The 18,295-nt window shown below is 73.2% G+C and carries 11 protein-coding genes and 1 pseudogene; 6 read left to right on the top strand and 6 right to left on the bottom strand.

The features are described from left to right. Positions 1-8: 8 nt before the first annotated feature. Both MRBLMG1_RS01860 and MRBLMG1_RS01855 read left to right on the top strand, forming a co-directional pair. Positions 9-5,342 carry a trypsin-like peptidase domain-containing protein gene (locus MRBLMG1_RS01860; RefSeq protein WP_367819985.1) on the top strand — a complete coding sequence of 1,778 codons (5,334 nt, stop codon included), beginning with the start codon at positions 9-11 and terminating at the stop codon, positions 5,340-5,342. A gap of 6 nt (positions 5,343-5,348) precedes the next feature. Next, positions 5,349-6,428: a trypsin-like serine peptidase gene (locus tag MRBLMG1_RS01855; RefSeq protein WP_367819984.1), complete on the top strand. Its 1,080-nt coding sequence runs from the start codon at positions 5,349-5,351 to the stop codon at positions 6,426-6,428. On the opposite strand, the gene MRBLMG1_RS01850 is transcribed toward MRBLMG1_RS01855, so the two are convergent. Beyond that, the gene (locus MRBLMG1_RS01850; protein WP_367819983.1) at positions 6,425-7,093 is read right to left on the bottom strand and encodes a maltokinase N-terminal cap-like domain-containing protein; all 669 of its coding nucleotides are present in this window, start codon (positions 7,091-7,093) and stop codon (positions 6,425-6,427) included. The genes MRBLMG1_RS01855 and MRBLMG1_RS01850 overlap by 4 nt on opposite strands. A 297-nt stretch (positions 7,094-7,390) precedes the next feature. Here MRBLMG1_RS01850 and MRBLMG1_RS01845 point away from each other — a divergent pair, with 297 nt between their 5' ends. Next, positions 7,391-7,852 carry a GreA/GreB family elongation factor gene (locus tag MRBLMG1_RS01845; RefSeq protein WP_367819981.1) on the top strand — a complete coding sequence of 154 codons (462 nt, stop codon included), beginning with the start codon at positions 7,391-7,393 and terminating at the stop codon, positions 7,850-7,852. Continuing rightward, positions 7,849-8,694, top strand: coding sequence for a hypothetical protein (locus MRBLMG1_RS01840; protein WP_414721481.1), 846 nt, complete (start codon positions 7,849-7,851; stop codon positions 8,692-8,694). Before MRBLMG1_RS01845 ends, MRBLMG1_RS01840 begins: the two co-directional genes overlap by 4 nt. A 22-nt stretch (positions 8,695-8,716) precedes the next feature. On the opposite strand, the gene MRBLMG1_RS01835 is transcribed toward MRBLMG1_RS01840, so the two are convergent. From MRBLMG1_RS01835 to MRBLMG1_RS01825, 3 genes are read right to left on the bottom strand one after another with little or no spacing between them, the layout of a single operon-like run. After that, on the bottom strand, positions 8,717-9,352 hold the full coding sequence (locus MRBLMG1_RS01835) for a DUF1345 domain-containing protein (protein WP_367819978.1): 636 nt from the start codon (positions 9,350-9,352) through the stop codon (positions 8,717-8,719). Between the two features lie 3 nt (positions 9,353-9,355). Further along, on the bottom strand, positions 9,356-10,171 hold the full coding sequence (locus MRBLMG1_RS01830) for a family 1 encapsulin nanocompartment shell protein (protein WP_367819976.1): 816 nt from the start codon (positions 10,169-10,171) through the stop codon (positions 9,356-9,358). A gap of 4 nt (positions 10,172-10,175) precedes the next feature. Continuing rightward, complete coding sequence (locus MRBLMG1_RS01825) at positions 10,176-11,162, bottom strand: Dyp-type peroxidase (RefSeq protein ID WP_367819974.1); 987 nt, start codon at positions 11,160-11,162, stop codon at positions 10,176-10,178. A gap of 249 nt (positions 11,163-11,411) precedes the next feature. Between MRBLMG1_RS01825 and MRBLMG1_RS01820 the strand changes: the two are divergent. Then, positions 11,412-11,762: pseudogene (locus tag MRBLMG1_RS01820) on the top strand (formate dehydrogenase); the annotation flags it as partial. A gap of 188 nt (positions 11,763-11,950) precedes the next feature. On the opposite strand, the gene MRBLMG1_RS01815 reads toward MRBLMG1_RS01820, so the two are convergent. Continuing rightward, positions 11,951-14,494: an ATP-dependent Clp protease ATP-binding subunit gene (locus tag MRBLMG1_RS01815; protein ID WP_367819973.1), complete on the bottom strand. Its 2,544-nt coding sequence runs from the start codon at positions 14,492-14,494 to the stop codon at positions 11,951-11,953. 141 nt (positions 14,495-14,635) lie between these two features. On the opposite strand from MRBLMG1_RS01815, the gene MRBLMG1_RS01810 reads away from it, so the two are divergent. Further along, complete coding sequence (locus MRBLMG1_RS01810; protein WP_367819971.1) at positions 14,636-15,931, top strand: YhgE/Pip domain-containing protein; 1,296 nt, start codon at positions 14,636-14,638, stop codon at positions 15,929-15,931. A 149-nt stretch (positions 15,932-16,080) separates the two neighbouring features. On the opposite strand, the gene recQ is transcribed toward MRBLMG1_RS01810, so the two are convergent. Further along, a complete protein-coding gene (gene recQ, locus MRBLMG1_RS01805; protein WP_367819969.1) occupies positions 16,081-18,174 on the bottom strand; it encodes a DNA helicase RecQ in 2,094 nt (697 codons plus the stop codon). Positions 18,175-18,295: the final 121 nt, after the last annotated feature.

The following is an 18,295-nucleotide window of genomic DNA, read 5'->3' as shown; positions in this document are numbered from 1 at the left end:
GGTGCGGTATGCCGCTCACCGAGACGGAGTGGGGGCTCGTGGCCAGTTGGGTGCGGGATCATCTCCTCGACACCGCTGAGCCTCGGCAGGGACTGCTGCGCGCGGGGTTGCCGGCGGACTTCGTGGAGGATCTGGCGCTGACGCCGGACGCGGACCGGAACGCGCTGCTGGTGGTCGGGGCGGCGCGGCGGGACATCGCGCACCAGCGGAGGCTGCTCGCGGTGCTGGCGGGTCTCGACGCGCTGGGGGCGATCGACGATCCGCACGCGTTCGAGCAGGGCGCGGAGGCCCGCAACCTGCTCACGCGGTTGCGGGAGGACGAGCGGTTGCGGCGGTCGCCGCGGGATCCGTTCGACAGTCTGCTCCTGAAGCACGGCACCGAGGTGTTCCTCGACCGGAGCGAACTGCGGGAGAAGCTGCGGGGCTTCCTGGCGGATCCGGAGCAGACGGTGCTCGTCGTCGACGGGCCGCCGGACAGCGGGCGGTCGTACACCTACGAGCTGATCCGGCACCTCGGGCAGCACTGCGGGTTCCGTCCGGTGCGGGTGACGCTGTCCCGCACGTCCACGGCGGCCCGCCTGATGGAGCGGCTGTCGGCCTTCGTGTCGGGGCCGGGGGCCGACGAGGTCCTGTTGAACCCCACACGGTTGAACGATCCACTGCCGTGCTTCGAGGACGCCGCCCACCGGATCGTCGCACGGGCGACGGCCGCCGAGGACCGGTTCTGGCTGGTGCTCGACGACTGCGACAAGCTCGACCCGCAGTCGGACGTGTGGGACTGCATCGGCGTCCTGGCCCGGGCCGTCTACGAGCACACCCCGGTGCGGGCCGAGACCGTGCCCCGCCTCGTGCTGCTGGGCTACGCGACGACGATGCGCCAACTCCCGTACGAGATACGCAAGAACGAGTGCCGGGACACCACCCGCCTGGTGGAAGAGGGCGATCTCCGGTCCTTCTTCCGCGCGTTCTTCGCCGATACGCTCGCCCCGGGGCAGGAGGGGACCGCCGGCGAGCTGACGGAGACGGCCGTCGCCGAGGTGCTCCGGGCCGTCGAGGCGCCAGCGAACGGCGACAGTTACATGCGCAGGGTGTGCACGGCCGTGGAGGACGTCGTACGGCTCCGCCGGGCACTGCCCCGGACCCCGGCGCCGGAGCCCGGGGAGGCCGGACCGCTGCTCCGTGACGCGCTGCGCACCGGTCTCGCCGCGCCCGTCGCCGCCCTGCCCGACCTGCGCAGGTCGTACCGTGAGGCGGCCTGCCTGCTCCAGGAGTTCGACCCGGCGCAGCTGCGGCTGCCGGGCGAGGAGCGGGCCACCGGGCGGGCGGTTCTCGAACTCGTCGACGACTGCACCGGCCTGCCGTCGCCGGGTGGGGCGCCGGCCACGGTGTGGACGCTCAAGCCCGAGGTCCGCGACGCGACGCTCGCGGGCCTCCCCGGCCCGGACGTCGCACTGCGCGCCCTCCGGGCCAACATCGGTCTGCGTCCCCCGGGTCCGGGGCCGGAGCGGGTGGCTCTCGCCCTCCTGGCGGGTGGCGGCCCGCCGCTCGCCGCGGCGGGACGGGGCCTCGACGGGCCGCCCCCGCCTCCGCTCCAGGACCCCGTGGAGGAGCTCTCCGACACGCTTCAGGCGGTCCTGTGGCTGAGCCGGGTCCCGGGCGTGACCGGCCTGCCCGCGGTCGACGACGTGCAGCACCGGCTGGAGAAGGCGCGGCTGCTCCAGCCGATGCACCGGCTGATCCAGGGGACGTTCCACGGCCGCACCGCCGAACTGGACTCCCTGCACGCCTATCTGGCCCTTCCGGAGGAGCCGGCGGAGCCGCCCGTCCTGCTGTACGGCGTGGGCGGCATCGGCAAGAGCACGCTGCTCGCGAAGTTCCTCGTCGACGCGCTGGCCGCCTCGCCCACCGGGTTCCCCTTCGCCTACATCGACTTCGCCCGTCCGACGCTGTCGATCCACGAACCCGCCACCGTGATCGCGGAGATGGCCCGGCAGCTCGGCGTCCACCATCCGGCGCTGCGCGCCGAGTTCGACGCGCTCGCGGACGAGTGCGAGCGGACGGCCGCGGTCCAGCGCGGCGAGCGCAACGAGCTCGACGAGCTGTACCAGCTGGCCGGCACCCGCGCCACGATGGGCCGCGACTACTCGTCCGACTTCCACGCCCGGGCCAGCGCCCGCGAGCAGGAGCTCGCCCACCGGGTCGCGTCGCTGGTCGCCCGGGCGGTCCGGCCCGGGCCGGGCGGCTCGGCGCCGCCGCTCCTCGTCGTCGTCGACTCCTTCGAGGAGGCCCAGTACCGGGGCTCCCCCGTGATCGCGAGGATGTGGGCGATCTGGACGGCGCTCCGCGCCGCCTACTCGCGCCTGCGGTTCATCGTCTCGGGGCGCGCGCCGATCGACCACCCGGCCCGGGTCCTCACCCCCCGTTCGATGGAGCTGACCGAGTTGGACCACCGGGCGTCGGTGGACCTGCTGATGTCCTCAGGGGTGGACGACGAGCCGCTCGCCGAGGACCTCGCGGACCGGATCGGCGGCCATCCGCTGAGTCTGCGCCTCGCGGCCCGTACGGCGGTCGCCCTCGGCACCGACTCCCCCTCGCTGGGCGAGCTGCTGCGCGGACTGCCGTCCCGGCGGCGGTACTTCGACCGGCTGGTCGACCAGATGCTCATCCAGGGCACGCTGTACGACCGTCTCCTCAAGCACATCGCGGAGGACGACGTCCGGGCCCTCGTGCAGGCGGGCCTGGCGCTCCGGTTCATCACGCCCGACCTGGTGCGGGAGGTGCTGGCCGGGCCGGCGGGGCTCCGGGTGGACACCGCGGCGGAGGCGCGGCGGCTCTACGGGCTGCTGACGTCCCGGGTCGACCTGATGGAGTCGGCCGGACCGGAGGCCATCCGGCACCGGGCCGACCTGCGGGCCATCATGCTGCGGCTCTCGGACCGCGCGCGGACCGATCTGATGCGGGCCGTGGACCGCAGGGCCGTCGCGTACTACGCGGCCCGCGAGGGAGTCAGGGCCCGCGCCGAGGAGATCTACCACCGGCTCCGGCTCGGCGAGAACCCCCGTACGGTCGAGGCCCGTTGGGAGCCCGGCGTCGCCCCCTACCTGGGCGGGTCGACGCACCGGGAGATGGCGCACCGCTCGGCCGCGTTCCTCCTCGGGCGGATCGGCGGCCACGTGCCCGACCAGATCATGACCGAGGCCGACCAGGAGGACTGGGAGCGGATCGCCGCGCGCGAGGTCGAGGACCTGCTCACCCAGGGGTACGTGGAGGCGGCGGCGCAGCGGCTGGCGGAGCGGCGGCCGTGGACGCCGTGCAGCAGGCTGCACGCGCTGCTCGCGGAGACCCTCGCCCGGTCCGGCCGGTCGGCGGAGGCCCGCGCGGGCGCCGAGCGGGCCGTGGACCGGGCGGAGGAGGCGGGCTGCGCGGAGACCCAGCTCGAACTGCTCCAGCTGTCGGCGCGGCTCGCGCAGGACGCGGGCGAGTTCGCGGAGGCGGACCGCGACCTCCAGGAGGCGGAGGAGCTCGCGGCGGGCCTCGGGCTGCGGTACGAGTCGCTGGGCGTCCTCGTCGCCCGGTCCCGGCTCGCCGCGCTCGCCGACGTCGACGCCGCGCCGGCCGAGGAGCGGCTCGCCAGGACGTTGCGGGGCATGCCGGACGCGGACCTGGCCCGGCAGCCGTCGCTGGCCCGTACGGCGGCGGCCACGGCCTGCCGGGCCGACCCCCGGCTCCTGGAGCACACGCTGCGGCTGGTGGGGCTCCCGGCGGACGAGGAGGCGGTCATCACCGAGCTCGCCCGCTGGATCGACACCACCCTGACCGACGAGCCGGCGCTGCGGGTGCCGCTGGCCCGCATCCTGGATTCGGCGGCCGGCGAGGCCGATCCGGTCCCCGGCACGGACCGCCCGGATCTCGCGCGGATCGAGCGGGATCTGCGGGAGGCGCGGCGGCGCGGCACCCTGGACGGTGTGGCACGGCAGGTGCTGACCCTCCGGGACGGCAGCGGGGACCTGCTCCTCGGGGTCGCCTCCGCGATGGACTCGGGCCCGCACGGTCCGGCTCCGGAGGGCGGCGCGCCGGCCGGTGCGCCGCCGGGCCCCCTGTCCGGCCCGCGCCCCCGGCACGGCGGCACCGGCCTGTGGACGAGGCCGCCGCCGAACGCCGCGGGGGCGGCGCTGCGCAAGGTGCCGTTCCTGCCGCAGGAGGAGCTCGTCAGGGTCCGCAACGCGGCCATGGAGGCGGGGCTCGCCGACCGCGCGCTGCGCCCCGCGCTGCTCAAGGGCATCCCGGGGTACTTCACGGCGACGCTCGAACCGCTCGACGACCCCCGGGAGCAGGCCCACGCCGACCTGAACGCGATGAACCAGGTCGAGCGGCTGCTCGACGGTCTCGTGCCGCTGGAGATCTGGCTGCACAACGCGATCGAGCACGTCCGCGAGCAGGGCCCCCGGGCCGTCCTCCAGGGTGCGCTCGACGCCGTGGCCCGCGAGATCACGGGCGAGGCGGAGCTGCCCGCGGAGATGATGCCCGGGGAGATGAAGGAGGAGATCGTCCTCCAGGACGACACCGTGCCGTACGAGTTCCTGCACGGCGGCATCCGGGCCGGTGCCTCCGTGGCGCTGCTGCGGATCCCGCCGTACGAGTCGGGGGCGCCGCTCCTCCCCTCGTATCCGCACGGCGGCACCGGCTGGATGCTCGCGCCGGGGCTGCTGATCACCAACCACCACGTGGTGATGGCCCGTTCGTGGGAGTCGGGCGTGCGGCCCTATGTGAGCGACGAGGACCTGCGGCTCCAGGCGGTCATGTCGCGTTCGCGCTTCGACTTCGTCGAGAACGCGGCGGCGGCGCCGGAGGCGACGGCGGGCGAGCTCGCCGCCTGGGACGCGGCGCTCGACTACGCCATCGTGCGGCTCGCGCCCGACCAGGACGTGCGGCCGACGTTGAAGATCGCCACCCGGCCGCTGCTGGTCCGGGAGCGGCAGCGCGTACCGGTCAACATCATCCAGCACCCGGGCGGTCTGCCGAAGCGGGTCGCGCTGCGCAACAACCTGGTCTACCGGGCCGACGAGCACGACATCCTGTACTTCACCGACACGCGCGGCGGTTCCTCCGGTTCGCCGGTCTGCCTCGACGACTGGACGGTGGTGGGGCTGCACCGCGGGACGCGGAAGGTCGACGAGGTCGAGTTCCAGGGCGGGAAGACCCGGTTCGTGAACGTCGGCACCCAGATGAGCGGCATCCTCGCTCATCTCCGGGATTTCCGGCCGGAGTTGTACGAGGAGGTCATGGCGGCCCAGTCGGGGCGGCCGGCCCCCGGAGGGCACACGAACGGGAAGCCGAGGTGAGGGAGCATGTCGAAGGGACCGCGGAGCGTGTCACCGGTCGCGACCGGTGCCGAGGAGATCTTCGGTGATCTGCGGGAGGTCGCGGCGCGGGTGCGCGCGGATCTGGAGGCGGAGATCGCCGAGTCCTCGCTGGAGCTCCCCGCCGACGTGGCTCCGGCGGCCGAGATCTCCCGCTTCGCCCGCGAGGAGCGGGCCCGCGTCCTGGAGGCGGGGGTCAGCGGCCTGGAGAAGCTGGCGGCGCACCGCGAGGACGAGCTCGACGGGGACGAGTCGTTCGGTGTGGAGGCGATCGTCCTCCTGGAGGGCCGCCCGGCGATCCTGGTGCAGCGCCAGGACTTCGCCCCGCAGCGGGACGAGTGGTCGGTGCTCGACGGGCACCGGCAGGCGATCCGCGAGTCGCTCCTGCGGGTCGGCCGGGTCGAGGTGAGCGGGCATCCCCGGCTCGACTGGATCGGCACGGCGTTCCTCGTCGGTCCGCGCACGGTCATGACGAACCGTCATGTGGCGGTGGAGTTCAGCCGGTTCGAGGAGGGCCGCGGACGCTGGTCGTTCGAGTACGGGATGTCGGCGCGCGTCGATCCGGCGGAGGAGCTGCCCGTCGAGGGCGAACCGCACGCGGCCACGGCCCCGTACGAGATCGTCGAGGTGGTCGGCGTCCATCCCGATGTCGACATGGCCCTGCTGCGGGTCGAGCCGTCGGCGGACGGCGCCCTGCCCACGCCGCTCGCGGTGGCGGCGGACGCCCCGGCGAGCGTGCCGGGGCGTCCGGTGTACGTGGTGGGGTACCCGGCCTGGGACGGCCGGCGCAACGAGCCCGAGTCGATGCGCCGGATCTTCATGGACGTCTACAACGTCAAGCGGCTCCAGCCCGGGGTCGCGACCGAGTGCACGCCGGGCGGCCTGGTGATGCGGCACGACTGCTCCACGCTCGGCGGCAACAGCGGCTCCCCGGTCTTCGACCTCTCCGACCACCGCGTCCTCGGCCTCCACTTCGGCGGCCGCTACCGCACGGGCAACTTCGCCGTCCCCCTGTGGGAGCTGGTGGACGACCCGCTGCTCGCCGCGGCGGAGGTCAACTGGGTCTAGCCGACCGCGCCGGCGGCGAGGACGTCGGCGTAGGCGCCGCGGGCGGTGGTTCCGTCCGGGAGTCGCCATTCGGCGGTGACACGGCCGGCGGCCGGGGCGGTGTCCGGGCCGGGGCGCAGCACGCGCCGTACGCGGAGGGTGAGTTCGGCGCCGGCGGGGGCTCCGAGGGGCCGTACGAGGATGTCGGTGCGGTCGGGTCCGTCGGTGGCCCGGACCAGTTCGGCGGCGTCGGCGTCCGCGGCGAGGGTGGCGGCGACGGTGGGGTCGGGGGTGTCGTCCACGGACTGGTGCTGCGCCTGGGCGCGGCCGGCGAGGAGGGCGTACAACTGGGCGACGAGGACCGGGTCGTGGGTGCCGTCGTAGATCCAGCGGGTGCCGAGGACGCCGTGTTCGGAGGTGCCGATGAGGGCGTGCTCGGCGCCCTGGAGCGGGGCTCCGCGGTAGGTCATGGGGATGAGGTGGACGACGGCGTCGTCCTCGGGCCCGTCGGTCACCGCCATGAACTCGATGCCGACCTCGCCCGCCGGGTCGTCGAGCCGGAAGCCGCCGGCCTTCGCCGGTCGCGGCCCGCCTTCGGTCGCGGTGTACCAGGCGCGGGTGGGCAGCCACTCGGTCAGCAACTCCAGCTTGGTGGGCTGCATCGTCGTGTGGTGGATGACGGCCATCGTCGGCTTCTCCCTCTCGGCCGGGGGGGCGACCGGCTGAGCCGGTGGCCCGGAGCACCGCAACCTAACATCCGGGTGCCGGCGGCGCCGTACGGGTCCGAAGGGGTGACGGCCGGTCTTCTCGCCGGCGGCGGCGCGGGGAGGGCGGGAGGTGCCGTCGGTGTCGGCGGGGTGTGTCTCGCCCTCCCGCCTTCCGCGTCACCGTCCCGGTGCGGCGATCCGCTGTTAGTCTCGAAATGCCCCTTTTCGTCACTTTCACCCGGCACTCCGACGTGCCGTCGCAGAACGGGAGCAGCAATGACCGGTGGACCCGAACCCCTCAGCGCCGCGGCCGGCGAGGCGCTCCGGCGGGAGCTCGCCGATCTGCGCACCGAACGCGCGAGCGTGGCCGCCGCCCTCGGCGCCCCCGACGACGAGGTCGGCGACCGGGCCGACCAGGCGGACGAGTTGCAGCGGGCCGACCAGCTCGGCCGGCTCGACGCCCGCATCGCCGAGATCGACGGACGGCTCCGGGAAGGGGGCGCCGCCGGAGCCCCCTCCACCGGCACCATCGGCGTCGGCAGTTCCGTGACCGTGCGCTTCGCGGACGGCACGGAGTCGGCCTTCCACATCGGCGAGCTCGCCGACGCCCAGGACTCCGCCCTCGTGACGGCTGACAGCCCGCTCGGCCGGTCGCTCCTCGGCCACCGCGCCGGCGACACCGTGACGTACGCGACGCCCGCGGGGCGGACCACGGCGGTCGTGCTCTCGCTCGGCTGACCGCCGTGCCGGACACCGCCACCGACCGCGAACCCGCGAACGAGGCCAAGGAGGTCGACCGCAAGGGCGGTCCCGGGCACACCGTCCTGATGGCCCTGGCGCTCGCCCTGCCGATCACCAAGGTGGCGTACACGGTCGGCGGCGGCGACGCGGTCGGTGACGTCCTCGTCGGCATGGAGCCGGCCAACTGGCCCGACGTGGTGCTCGGCATGGTCATCACCGATCCGCTCCTCGGCTCCGTCCTCGGCGTCGTCGTGTCCCGGGTGGTGTTCGCGCTGTTCGCCGCGCGCGGCGCGATCCCGCTGGGCGGGGGCCTCGCCGGGGCGGCCCGGCGGGCGGCCCTCACCGTCGTCAACCCGATCGCGGTGGGGGTCATCGACGCCTGCTTCTTCGGGCCCTGGTGGGGGCTGGCCACCGGCCTCGCGGCGTACGCGCTGCGCAAGGGCGTGGTGGTGGAGTACCGCACCGGACGGCGCCGGCCGCACCGCGGCCACGGGCACGGCCACCCGGGCGGCGACGGGAAGGCCGGGAGCGACGACTACCGGCCTCCGGACTGGCTGCGCCGGGCGGCCTCCGTCGAGCAGTGGGCCGCGGCCTGCCTGGCCGTGGTCGTGCTACCCCTGCTCGCCTTCGCCTCGGCCCTGAACGGGCAGTCCTGGACGACCGTGGTCACCTGCCGGGTCACCAGCGGCACCGAGACCACGAGCGACCGCCTGATCGAGCTGGGCCGCCGGGGCGACGGCGTGGTGGGCTGGAACCTGGACACCGAGGAGATCTCCAACGGTCTGGGCTGCACGAGCGACGAGAGCCGCTCCGTGCGCGAACCGTGGTGGCGGCGCTGACCGGCTCCGCCGGAGCGGCGGGTCAGCCCGTGACCACATTGGTCACCAGGTTGATCGTGGTGGCCAGGATGCTGGCGCCGAAGACGTACGACAGCAGGCAGTGGCGCAGGGCGACCGCGCGGACCCCGGTGCTGGAGACGTTCGTGTCGGAGACCTGGTACGTCATGCCCAGGTTGTAGCTGAAGTAGAGGAAGTCGCTGTACCGCGGCGGGATCGGGGAGTTGAAGTCGATCCCGCCGCCTGGCTTCAGCGCGTAGTAGAGGTACGCGTACCGCGTGGCGTACGTCAGGTGGAGGGCCGCCCAGGCCATGAAGACCCCGCAGAGGGCGGTGGCCGCCGCCGCGTGGCTCAGGTCCGACTGGCCGATGACCAGCATCACGACGATGCCGACGAGACCGCAGACCGCGGTCCCGACGACGGCGAGCTCCTCGACGACCGGCCGGAACTCCTGGCGCCGGACGTTGCGGTGGGTCGTAGTGGCGTCCATGGGCCACAGGACGAGCCATCCGGTGACCACGAAGAGGGTCTCCGCCGTGGCGATGCCCGCGAGGACACCGAGCGGCGCGTCGGTCGGCCCGGCGACGACCGCGCCGGTCGCGGCCCCGGCGAGCGCCGAACCGGCGAGCCTGGTCACGGCGCCGTTGATCAGGCGGCGCACCGCTCAGGCCTCCAGGACGACCACGGCCTCGTCCGTGTACGTCAGGAAGGTCAGCGTCTCGTGGAAGTACAGGTGGATGCTGTTGTCGTCGTGCCCCGTGTAGCCGATCGCCACGTCCTGGCCGATGAGCAGCTCGAAGTCACCGCCGCGGGTCGACAGCACGAAGCCGCCGCTCAGTGCGGGCGCCCAGATCGGGGAACCGTCCAGCATCCGGCCGAGGTGCGCCGCGATCGGGTAGCCGTGGTCGGAGGTCTCGCTGACCGCCCGGTACTGGTCGGCGCCGAGGAGCAGCGCGTACGGTCCGTCGACGCCCGCGAGGCGCAGCGAGGTCAGGGCCCGGCTGACCGCGTCCGGATAGTCGCTCGGCTTCTGGGGCAGCCGGACCACCGGGTTGGAGCTCCGGGCGCGCAGACCGTCGACGCCGGCCGCCCCGTACCCGTCGAAGATGGCCCGGTCCTCGACGAAGGCCATGGTCCTGGCCGCGTCCTTGACGGGCTGCCAGTCGGAGTCCTTGGAGCCGCGCTCGACGTCGTCCACGGCGGCCCGGTCGACGGTGAACGGCACCCTGAGCTCGACGAGCGGCTTCGCCTCGCGCAGCCGCGCGGTGACGCCGGGGGCGGGCGGGTCCATCGCGGTGAGGTGCCCGGTGCCGACGGCGGCGAGGCGGGGTCCCGCCGGGTCGGGGACGTCGACGACGCGGCGGCCCGCGACGTGGCGCCGGAAGGTGCGGCGGGCCTCGTCCTCGATCTCGGCCCAGGCGGCGGGGGTGATCGGGGCGAGTTCGCGGTGCAGGTTGTTCGTGACGTCGGGGGTCGTCATGGGCTCAGGCTCCTTTCAGGCCGCCGATGCCCAGGGAGTCCCCGGGGACGGCGACGGCGGCCCGCGGCGCGGCGGGAAGGTCGTCGAGGAGGTCGGCGCTCGGTACGAAGAAGAGGCCGCCGGTCACGGCCCGGGAGAAGTCGAGGATGCGGTCCGTGTTGCCCGGCGGATCGCCGAGGAACATGTTGCGCAGCATGCGTTCGGTGACGGCGGGCGTCCGCGCGTACCCGATGAAGTACGTGCCGAACTCGCCGGTGCCGACCTGTCCGAACGGCATGTTGTCGCGCAGGATCTGCTGCTGGACGCCGTCCTCGTCGAGGATCGTGTTCAGGGCGACGTGCGAGTTCGCGGGCTTCACGTCGTCGGGGAGTTCGACGTTGGACGTCTTGCCGCGTCCGACGACGTTCCCCTGCTCCTCGTCGGTGAGCGCGTCCCACGCGGCCATGTCGTGCACGTACTTCTGCACGATGACATAACTGCCGCCCCGGAACTCCGCGTCCTCGTCGCCGATGTGGACCGCGTCGAAGGCGGTCGTGCCCGTCGGGTTCTCACTGCCGTCGACGAATCCCAGCAGATCGCGCTGGTCGAAATAGGTGAAGCCGTGCACCTCGTCGACGACGGTCACCGCGGCGCCGAGCCCCTCCACGATCAGCCGGGCCAGCTCGAAACAGAGGTCCATGCGGCGGGCGCGCAGGTGGAAGAGGAGGTCGCCGGGCGTGGCGGGCGCCCGGTGCCGGGGTCCGCGCAGGGGCACGAAGGGGTGCAGCTCGCGGGGGCGCGGACCGCCGACGAGCCGGTCCCATCCGTCCGAGCCGATGCCGGCGATGCAGCTGAGGCGGTCGTCGGGGGCGCGGAACGCCACGGAACGGGTCAGGCCCGTCAGGTCCTGGAGCACGTCCCGCACGGTGGTCTCGCCGCCGGGGTTGACGGTGACCACCAGGAACACGGCCGCTCGCGGCGGCGACGCCACTACGGGCTGCGGTACGACCATGGCGCTCCCACGGAGAAGGCCGGCTCCCACGAAAAGGATCGGAAAGCGGAGGAAGGGGACAGCGTCAGCGTAGGGGGGCATGATCCGGTACGCAGCCCGAACGAGCGGTGCCCGCACCGAGGCGGTACGCGGCCCGACGGAGCGGTGCCCGCACCGAGTGGCAGGCCGAAAACGCCGGGCTTAGCCTGCGCAGAGGGGTCCACGTGTCCCACCGTGCCCACGCTTCGGCTGGGCGAGAGGGTGAAGCCCGTGAGCACCGACCAGGACAAGAACACCGCCCGGGACGGGCAGGAACCCCTGGAACACCGGGTGGGACCCACCCCCGAAGGCGAACCGGGCTTCGAGCCGTACCACCACCCCGCCGCGGGCTGGGGCGCCGCCAAGAGCATGACGCACTTCCTCCTGCGTGAGAAGGCCCTCGTGGACGGCCCGCGGGCGATCATGCGGATGAACCACGAGAACACCGGTTTCGACTGCCCCGGCTGCGCGTGGCCCGACGACACCAAGGGCCTGCACCTGGATATCTGCGAGAACGGCATCAAGCACGTCACCTGGGAGATGACCGCCAAGCGGGTCAGGCGCGACTTCTTCGCCGCCCACGTAGACGGCCTGGTCGGCGCGCCCCGCGAGGGCCATCGGCAGGGCGGGCACCGCCATGGCCGCCGCCGCGCGGACGGCGAACGACAGCGCGCCGTCGACGCTCTGCAGCGCCAGCGCGCCCCGGGGGGACAGCGCGCGGCCCGCTGCCCGCCACCGACTGGCCGGCACCCTCGGATCGTCCCGGCGGTTCAGGCGCCGGCGGCCGACGCGGACGGGTCGTCCGCGGCGGCCCCGGCGCCGGGTTCCGCCTTGCGGACGGTGCAGTGCAGCGAGTCGTCCACGACGTCGGCGACGAGGGTGTCGCCGGGATCGGCCTCGCCGCCGAGGAGCAGCGAGGCGACCCGGTTGTCGAGCTCGGTCTGGATGGTGCGCCGCAGCGGGCGGGCGCCGAACGCCGGCTGGTGGCCGTGGGCGACGAGCAGCTTCTTCGCGGCCTCGGTGACCTCCAGGGTCATGCCCTGGGCGTGGACGCGGCGCTTGCTGCGGTCCAGGAGGTGTTCGACGATCTCGGACAGGTCGTCCTCGGTGAGGCTGTGGAAGACGATGATGTCGTCGATGCGGTTGAGGAACTCGGGCAGGAAACGTTCCCGCAGGTCCACCATCAGCTCGTCCTTGAGCTCGGCCGCGTCGCCCTCGTGGGCGAGGATGCGGTGCGCGCCGATGTTGGAGGTCATGATGACGACGCAGTGGCGGAAGTCGACCGTGCGGCCCTGGCCGTCGGTGAGGCGCCCGTCGTCGAGGATCTGGAGCAGCGTGTTGAAGACGTCCGGGTGCCCCTTCTCCACCTCGTCGAAGAGGACCACGCTGTACGGCTGGCGCCTGACCTTCTCGGTGAGCTGGCCGGCCTCCTCGTAACCGACGTATCCGGGCGGCGCTCCGACGAGCCGGGCGACCGTGTGCTTCTCCTGGAACTCGCTCATGTCGAACCGGATCATGCGGTCCTCGTCGCCGAACAGCAGCTCGGCGAGGGTCTTGGCGAGCTCGGTCTTGCCGACGCCGGTGGGGCCGAGGAAGAGGAACGAGCCGACCGGGCGGTCCGGGTCGCCCATGCCGGCGCGGTTGCGGCGCACGGCTTCGGAGACCGCGGTGACCGCCTCGTCCTGGCCGACGATCCTGGCGTGCATCTCCTCCTCCAGCTTGAGGAGCTTCTCCTTCTCGCTGGCGGTGAGCTGGGATACGGGGATGCCCGTGCGCCGGGAGACGATGTCGGCGATGTCGGCGGCCGTCACCGAGACGACGCCCTCGCGGCGCTCCTCGATACCGGCCAGCTCGCCCTCCACCTCGGCGATCTCCCGCTTCAGGTCGGACGCCTTCTCGAACTCCTCGCCGGCGACGGCCTGGTCCTTCTCGCGCCGCAGCTTGGCGAGGCGGTCCTCCCGGCTGATCACCTCGGTGGAACGTCCGCTGCCGCGGAGCCGTACGCGGGCGCCGGCCTGGTCCATCAGGTCGATGGCCTTGTCGGGCAGGAAGCGGTCGCTGATGTAGCGGTCGGAGAGTTCCGCGGCCGCCGCGAGGGCTCCGTCGGCGAACCGGACCTGGTGGTGGGCCTCGTACGCGTCCCGCAGTCCTTCGAGGATCTGGACGGTCTCCTCGACCGTCGGCTCCGGGATGAGCACGGGCTGGAAGCGGCGTTCGAGGGCGGCGTCCTTCTCGATGTGCCTGCGGTACTCGTCGATGGTGGTCGCCCCCACCAGCTGGAGCTCGCCGCGCGCGAGGGCCGGCTTGAGCATGTTGCCCGCGTCCATCGCGCCCTCGCCCGTCGCGCCCGCGCCGACGACCGTGTGCAGTTCGTCGATGAAGACGATGATCTCGCCGCTCGCGTTCTGGACGTCCTCGATGACCTTCTTCAGGCGCTCCTCGAACTGTCCGCGGTACTGCGCGCCGGCCACCAGGCCGGAGAGGTCCAGGGAGACGACCCGCTTGCCCTTGAGGGTCGCGGGCACCTCGTCCGCGATGATGCGCTGGGCGAGGCCCTCCACGATGGCGGTCTTCCCGACGCCGGGCTCGCCGATGAGCACCGGGTTGTTCTTGGAGCGGCGGGAGAGGATCTCGATGGTCTGCTCGATCTCCTCGGCGCGTCCGACGACGGGGTCGAGCTTCCCCGCCCTCGCCTCCTCGGTGAGGTCCCTGCCGAACTCGTCGAGGGTCGTCGCCGGCTGCTGCTGCCTCGCCGCGGCGGGAGCGCCGCCGTCCCCGCGGCCCGGCTGCTCGGTGAGCCCGCGCAGCTTCTGTACGTCCACGTCGTCCGTCCGGAGCAGCCGGGTGGCGCCGGAGCCGGCGTCCTGGAGGAGCGCGCCGAGGATGTGCTCGGGGCCGATGTACGACACGCCGGCGGCCTGCGACCGGCCGTAGGCGGCGGCGAGCGTGCGCTTCGCCGCCGGGGTGAGTCCGGGCTCGGCGGACGACTCGCCGGACTCCCGCGGAAGTACCCGGTCCAGCTGGGAGGCGAGCGCGTCGGGGTCCACGCCGACCTGGGACAGCAGTCTGCGGGCGGGGGCGACCTGGGTGGCCGCCCACAGCAGGTGCTCCGTGTCGAGGTCGGGCGTGCCGTCCTTCACCGCCTTGCGGGCTGCCGTGTCGAGGAGTTCGTGCGACGACTCCGTCAGCAGCCTCCCGATGGGGACGCGCTGCACCGCCGGGGGCGACGACGCCGGCGACATGCCGAAGAACCGGTTCAGCATGTCGCTGAACGGATCGGACGAGCCAGAGGGGGAACCGAACGCCATCGACATGTCTACTCCTGGGACGCGTGGGGGTCGCTCCCACTGAAACGCGGGCTCCACCGGTCCGCAAACGGAGTGCCCGACACACCCACCCCGCCCGAATCGTCCGCAATTCCCGGCTCGGAGGGCCCGCCGGTCGACGATGGCACCATGACCTCCCCGAACACCCCCGACTCCTCGCACTCCACGCACGCGCAGGGACCCCAGGTCCGTGCGGGGCGCCTGCTCCGGAACCCCAAGCTGTGGCTCGTACCGGCGATCCTCAGCGCCCTGGTCGCCCTGCTGCTCTCGCTCCTCTACACGGGCGGCATCCTCAACCCGTCCGAGAACCTGCACCGGCTGCCCGTCGCCCTCGTCGACGAGGACCGGGGCAGCCCGCTGCCGGGGCAGCGGGAGAACCTGGGGCAGCAGATCAGCGACGCGATCGTCTCGGCCTCCCAGGGGAAGAACTCCGTGGAGTGGCACCTGCTCGGCCGCGAGGAGGCCCAGGACGCGCTCGCCTCGGGGAAGGTCTTCGGGGCGCTGGTCGTCCCCGAGGACTTCACCGCGTCCGTCGCGGCCCTGACCACGAACCGGGCGACGGTACGGCCGACACTCACCGTGCTCACCAACCCCGGCCTCGGCAGCCTCGGGTCGTCCCTGACCGCCCAGATCAACCAGAACGCGGCCCACCAGGCGTCACTGACCATCGGCAAGCAGCTCTCGGCCACCTCCACCGTGCCCACCACGCGGCTGCTCCTGGCCGATCCGGTCGCCGTCGTCACCCGCCCCGGGCATCCCATCGGTGCCCACAGCGGGCTGGGCCTGACCGCCTTCTACTACACCCTGCTGCTCGTCCTCAGCGGCTTCATCGGCGGGAACCTCGTCAACACGGGCGTCGACACCGCCCTCGGCTACGCGGACAGCGAGCTCGGCCCCTGGCACACGCGCCGACCGACCGTGCCCGTCAGCCGCACCCAGACCCTCGTCCTGAAGATGGTCATGACGGCCGGGATCGCGCTCCTGACCACGACGCTCGTCATGCTGGCGACGATCTGGCTCCTCGGCATGGACGCCTCGCACCTGCCGATGCTGTGGCTCTTCTCCTACTGCGCGACGGTCGCCGTCGGCCTCGGCGTCCAGGCCATCAACGCCGCCTTCGGCGGCATCGGCCAGCTCGTCTCGATGTTCGTCTTCATCGCCCTGGCCCTCCCCTCGTCCGGCGCGACCGTCCCCCTGGAGGCCACACCCGGCTTCTACCGCTTCCTCGGCATCTTCGAGCCGATGCACCAGCTCAGCGCCGGTGTCCGGGCGATCCTCTACTTCGAGGCCCAGGCCGACGCGGGCCTCGCCCGGGGCTGGATCATGATCGCGATCGGCACCGCCGCCGCCCTGCTCTTCGGCTTCGCCATGACCCACTACTACGACCGCAGGGGCCTCGCCCGCCTCACCCCGCAGCCGGTCTGACCGCCGTCTCACTCCGCAGCCGGTCCGCCCCCCGTCTCGCTGCGCAGCCGGTTTACCCCCCTCGTCTCGCTCCGCAGCCGGTCTGACCGCCAGTCTCACCCCGCCTACGGTCCGACCGCCCGGCCGGGTCCCGGCCGGGCGCGTGCCCGCTACTCCCATTCGTCCCAGGGCGGCTCGGTCTCGTCGTCGCCGAAGAGCGGCGGCTCGTCGTCGTACGGCGCGGACGACCGCCCCACCGGAACGGAGGGCCCGGAGGACCCGGCCGGCGTGGTCGGCGGGGTCGACGCGGCCGGCGTGGAGGCCGGACCGGCGGCGGGCGACGGAGCGGGAGCTCCGTGGGCGGGGGCGGCCGGAGCGGGCGCCGTCGAGTCGGCCGCCGGGCCGGCGGCGGGGGCCTCGCACTCCGCCAGGGCGGCGAGGACGCCGTCGGCGTACTTGGCGAGCTTGGCCTCGCCGACGCCGCCGACCGTGCCGAGCTCCTCGACGGTGCCGGGGAAGAGGGTCGCGATCTCGCGGAGGGTCGCGTCGTGGAAGACGACGTACGCGGGGACGCCCTGCTCGCGCGCGGTCTCGGCCCGCCAGGCGCGCAGGGCCTCGAAGACCGGGACGGCTGCGGCCGGCAGGTCGACGGGCACGCGGGCGCTCTTGCCCGAGCGCGACCCGGACTCCTTCCGGGACGGTGCGGCGGCCTTCTCCTTGCGCAGGTGCACGGTCCGGCGACCGCCGAGCACCTCGCCACTGAGCTCGGTGAGGACGAGCGTGCCGTAGTCCCCCTCCACCGCGAGCAGCCCCTGCGCGAGGAGCTGGCGGACGACACCCCGCCACTCCGCCGTGCCGAGGTCGGAGCCGACACCGAAGACCGACAGCCCGTCGTGGTCGAACTGGATGACCTTGGCCGTCTTCTTGCCCTGGAGGATGTCGATGATCTGACCCGCGCCGAACTTCTGGCGCCGTTCCTTGGCCAGGCGCCAGATCGTGGACAGCAGCTTCTGCGCCGCGACCGTCCCGTCCCAGGACTCGGCCGGCGTCAGACAGGTGTCGCAGTTGCCGCACGGCTCGCCGGACTGCCCGAAGTACGCGAGGAGCCGGACCCGGCGGCAGTCGACGGTCTCGCAGAGCGCGAGCATGGCGTCCAGGTGCATGCCGAGCGCCCGGCGGTGCGCCTCGTCGCCCTCGGAGCCGTCGATGAGCTTGCGCTGCTGGACCACGTCCTGGAGGCCGTACGCCAACCACGCCGTGGCCGGTTCCCCGTCACGGCCGGCACGGCCGGTCTCCTGGTAGTAGCCCTCCACGGACTTCGGCAGGTCGAGGTGCGCGACGAACCGCACGTCCGGCTTGTCGATGCCCATGCCGAACGCGATCGTCGCGACCACGACGACGCCGTCCTCCCGCAGGAACCGGGCCTGGTTGGCCGCCCGCGCACGGGCGTCCATGCCCGCGTGGTACGGCACCGCGTCGATGCCGTGCTCCACCAGCGCGGCCGCGGTCTTCTCCACCGACGAGCGCGAGAGGCAGTAGACGACTCCGGCGTCCCCCTCGTGCTCCGTCCTGATCAGTTCGAGCAGCTGCTTGAGCGGGTTGTTCTTGGGGACGATCCGGTACTGGATGTTGGGCCGGTCGAATCCCGCGACGAAGTGCCGCGCCTCCTCAAGCCCGAGCCGCGCCGCGATCTCGGCGTGCGTGGCCTCCGTCGCCGTCGCGGTCAGCGCGATCCGCGGCACCTTCGGCCAGCGCTCGTGCAGCATGGACAGGGCGAGGTAGTCGGGCCGGAAGTCGTGGCCCCACTGGGCGACGCAGTGCGCCTCGTCGATCGCGAAGAGCGACACCGTGCCCCGGTCGAGCAGCCGCTGAGTGCCCTCGGTCCGCAGGCGCTCCGGGGCCAGGTACAGCAGGTCGAGCTCACCCGCGAGAAACGCCTGCTCGACCGCCTGCCGCTCGTACGGGTCCTGCGTCGAGTTGAGGAAACCGGCCCGCACCCCGAGCGCCCTCAGCGCGTCCACCTGGTCCTGCATCAGCGCGATCAGCGGCGAGATCACCACCCCCGTACCGTCTCTGACCAGGGCCGGAATCTGGTAGCAGAGGGACTTGCCGCCGCCGGTCGGCATCAGCACGAGCGCGTCGCCGCCACCGACCACCTGCTCGATGATCTCCTGCTGCTCACCCCGGAAGGCGCTGTACCCGAAGACACGGTGAAGGACCCGCGCGGCGTCGGAGATCTCGGTGGATACGTCGGAAAGGACCATTCCCGAAGCCTAGCCGCCCCCGCCGACACCCCGGTCCGTTCCACCGCGAACCTGTGGACAACCTCGGCCCCCCGGCGAGCTCACTCCGCGGACGAAGGAATTCCGCAGGCAACTTCACGGG

It is taken from the genome of Streptomyces sp. LMG1-1-1.1 (assembly GCF_040815545.1).
GTDB lineage: Bacteria > Actinomycetota > Actinomycetes > Streptomycetales > Streptomycetaceae > Streptomyces.
Note: the sequence above shows the minus strand (reverse complement) of the source record. Positions and strands in the feature narration are given on the sequence as shown.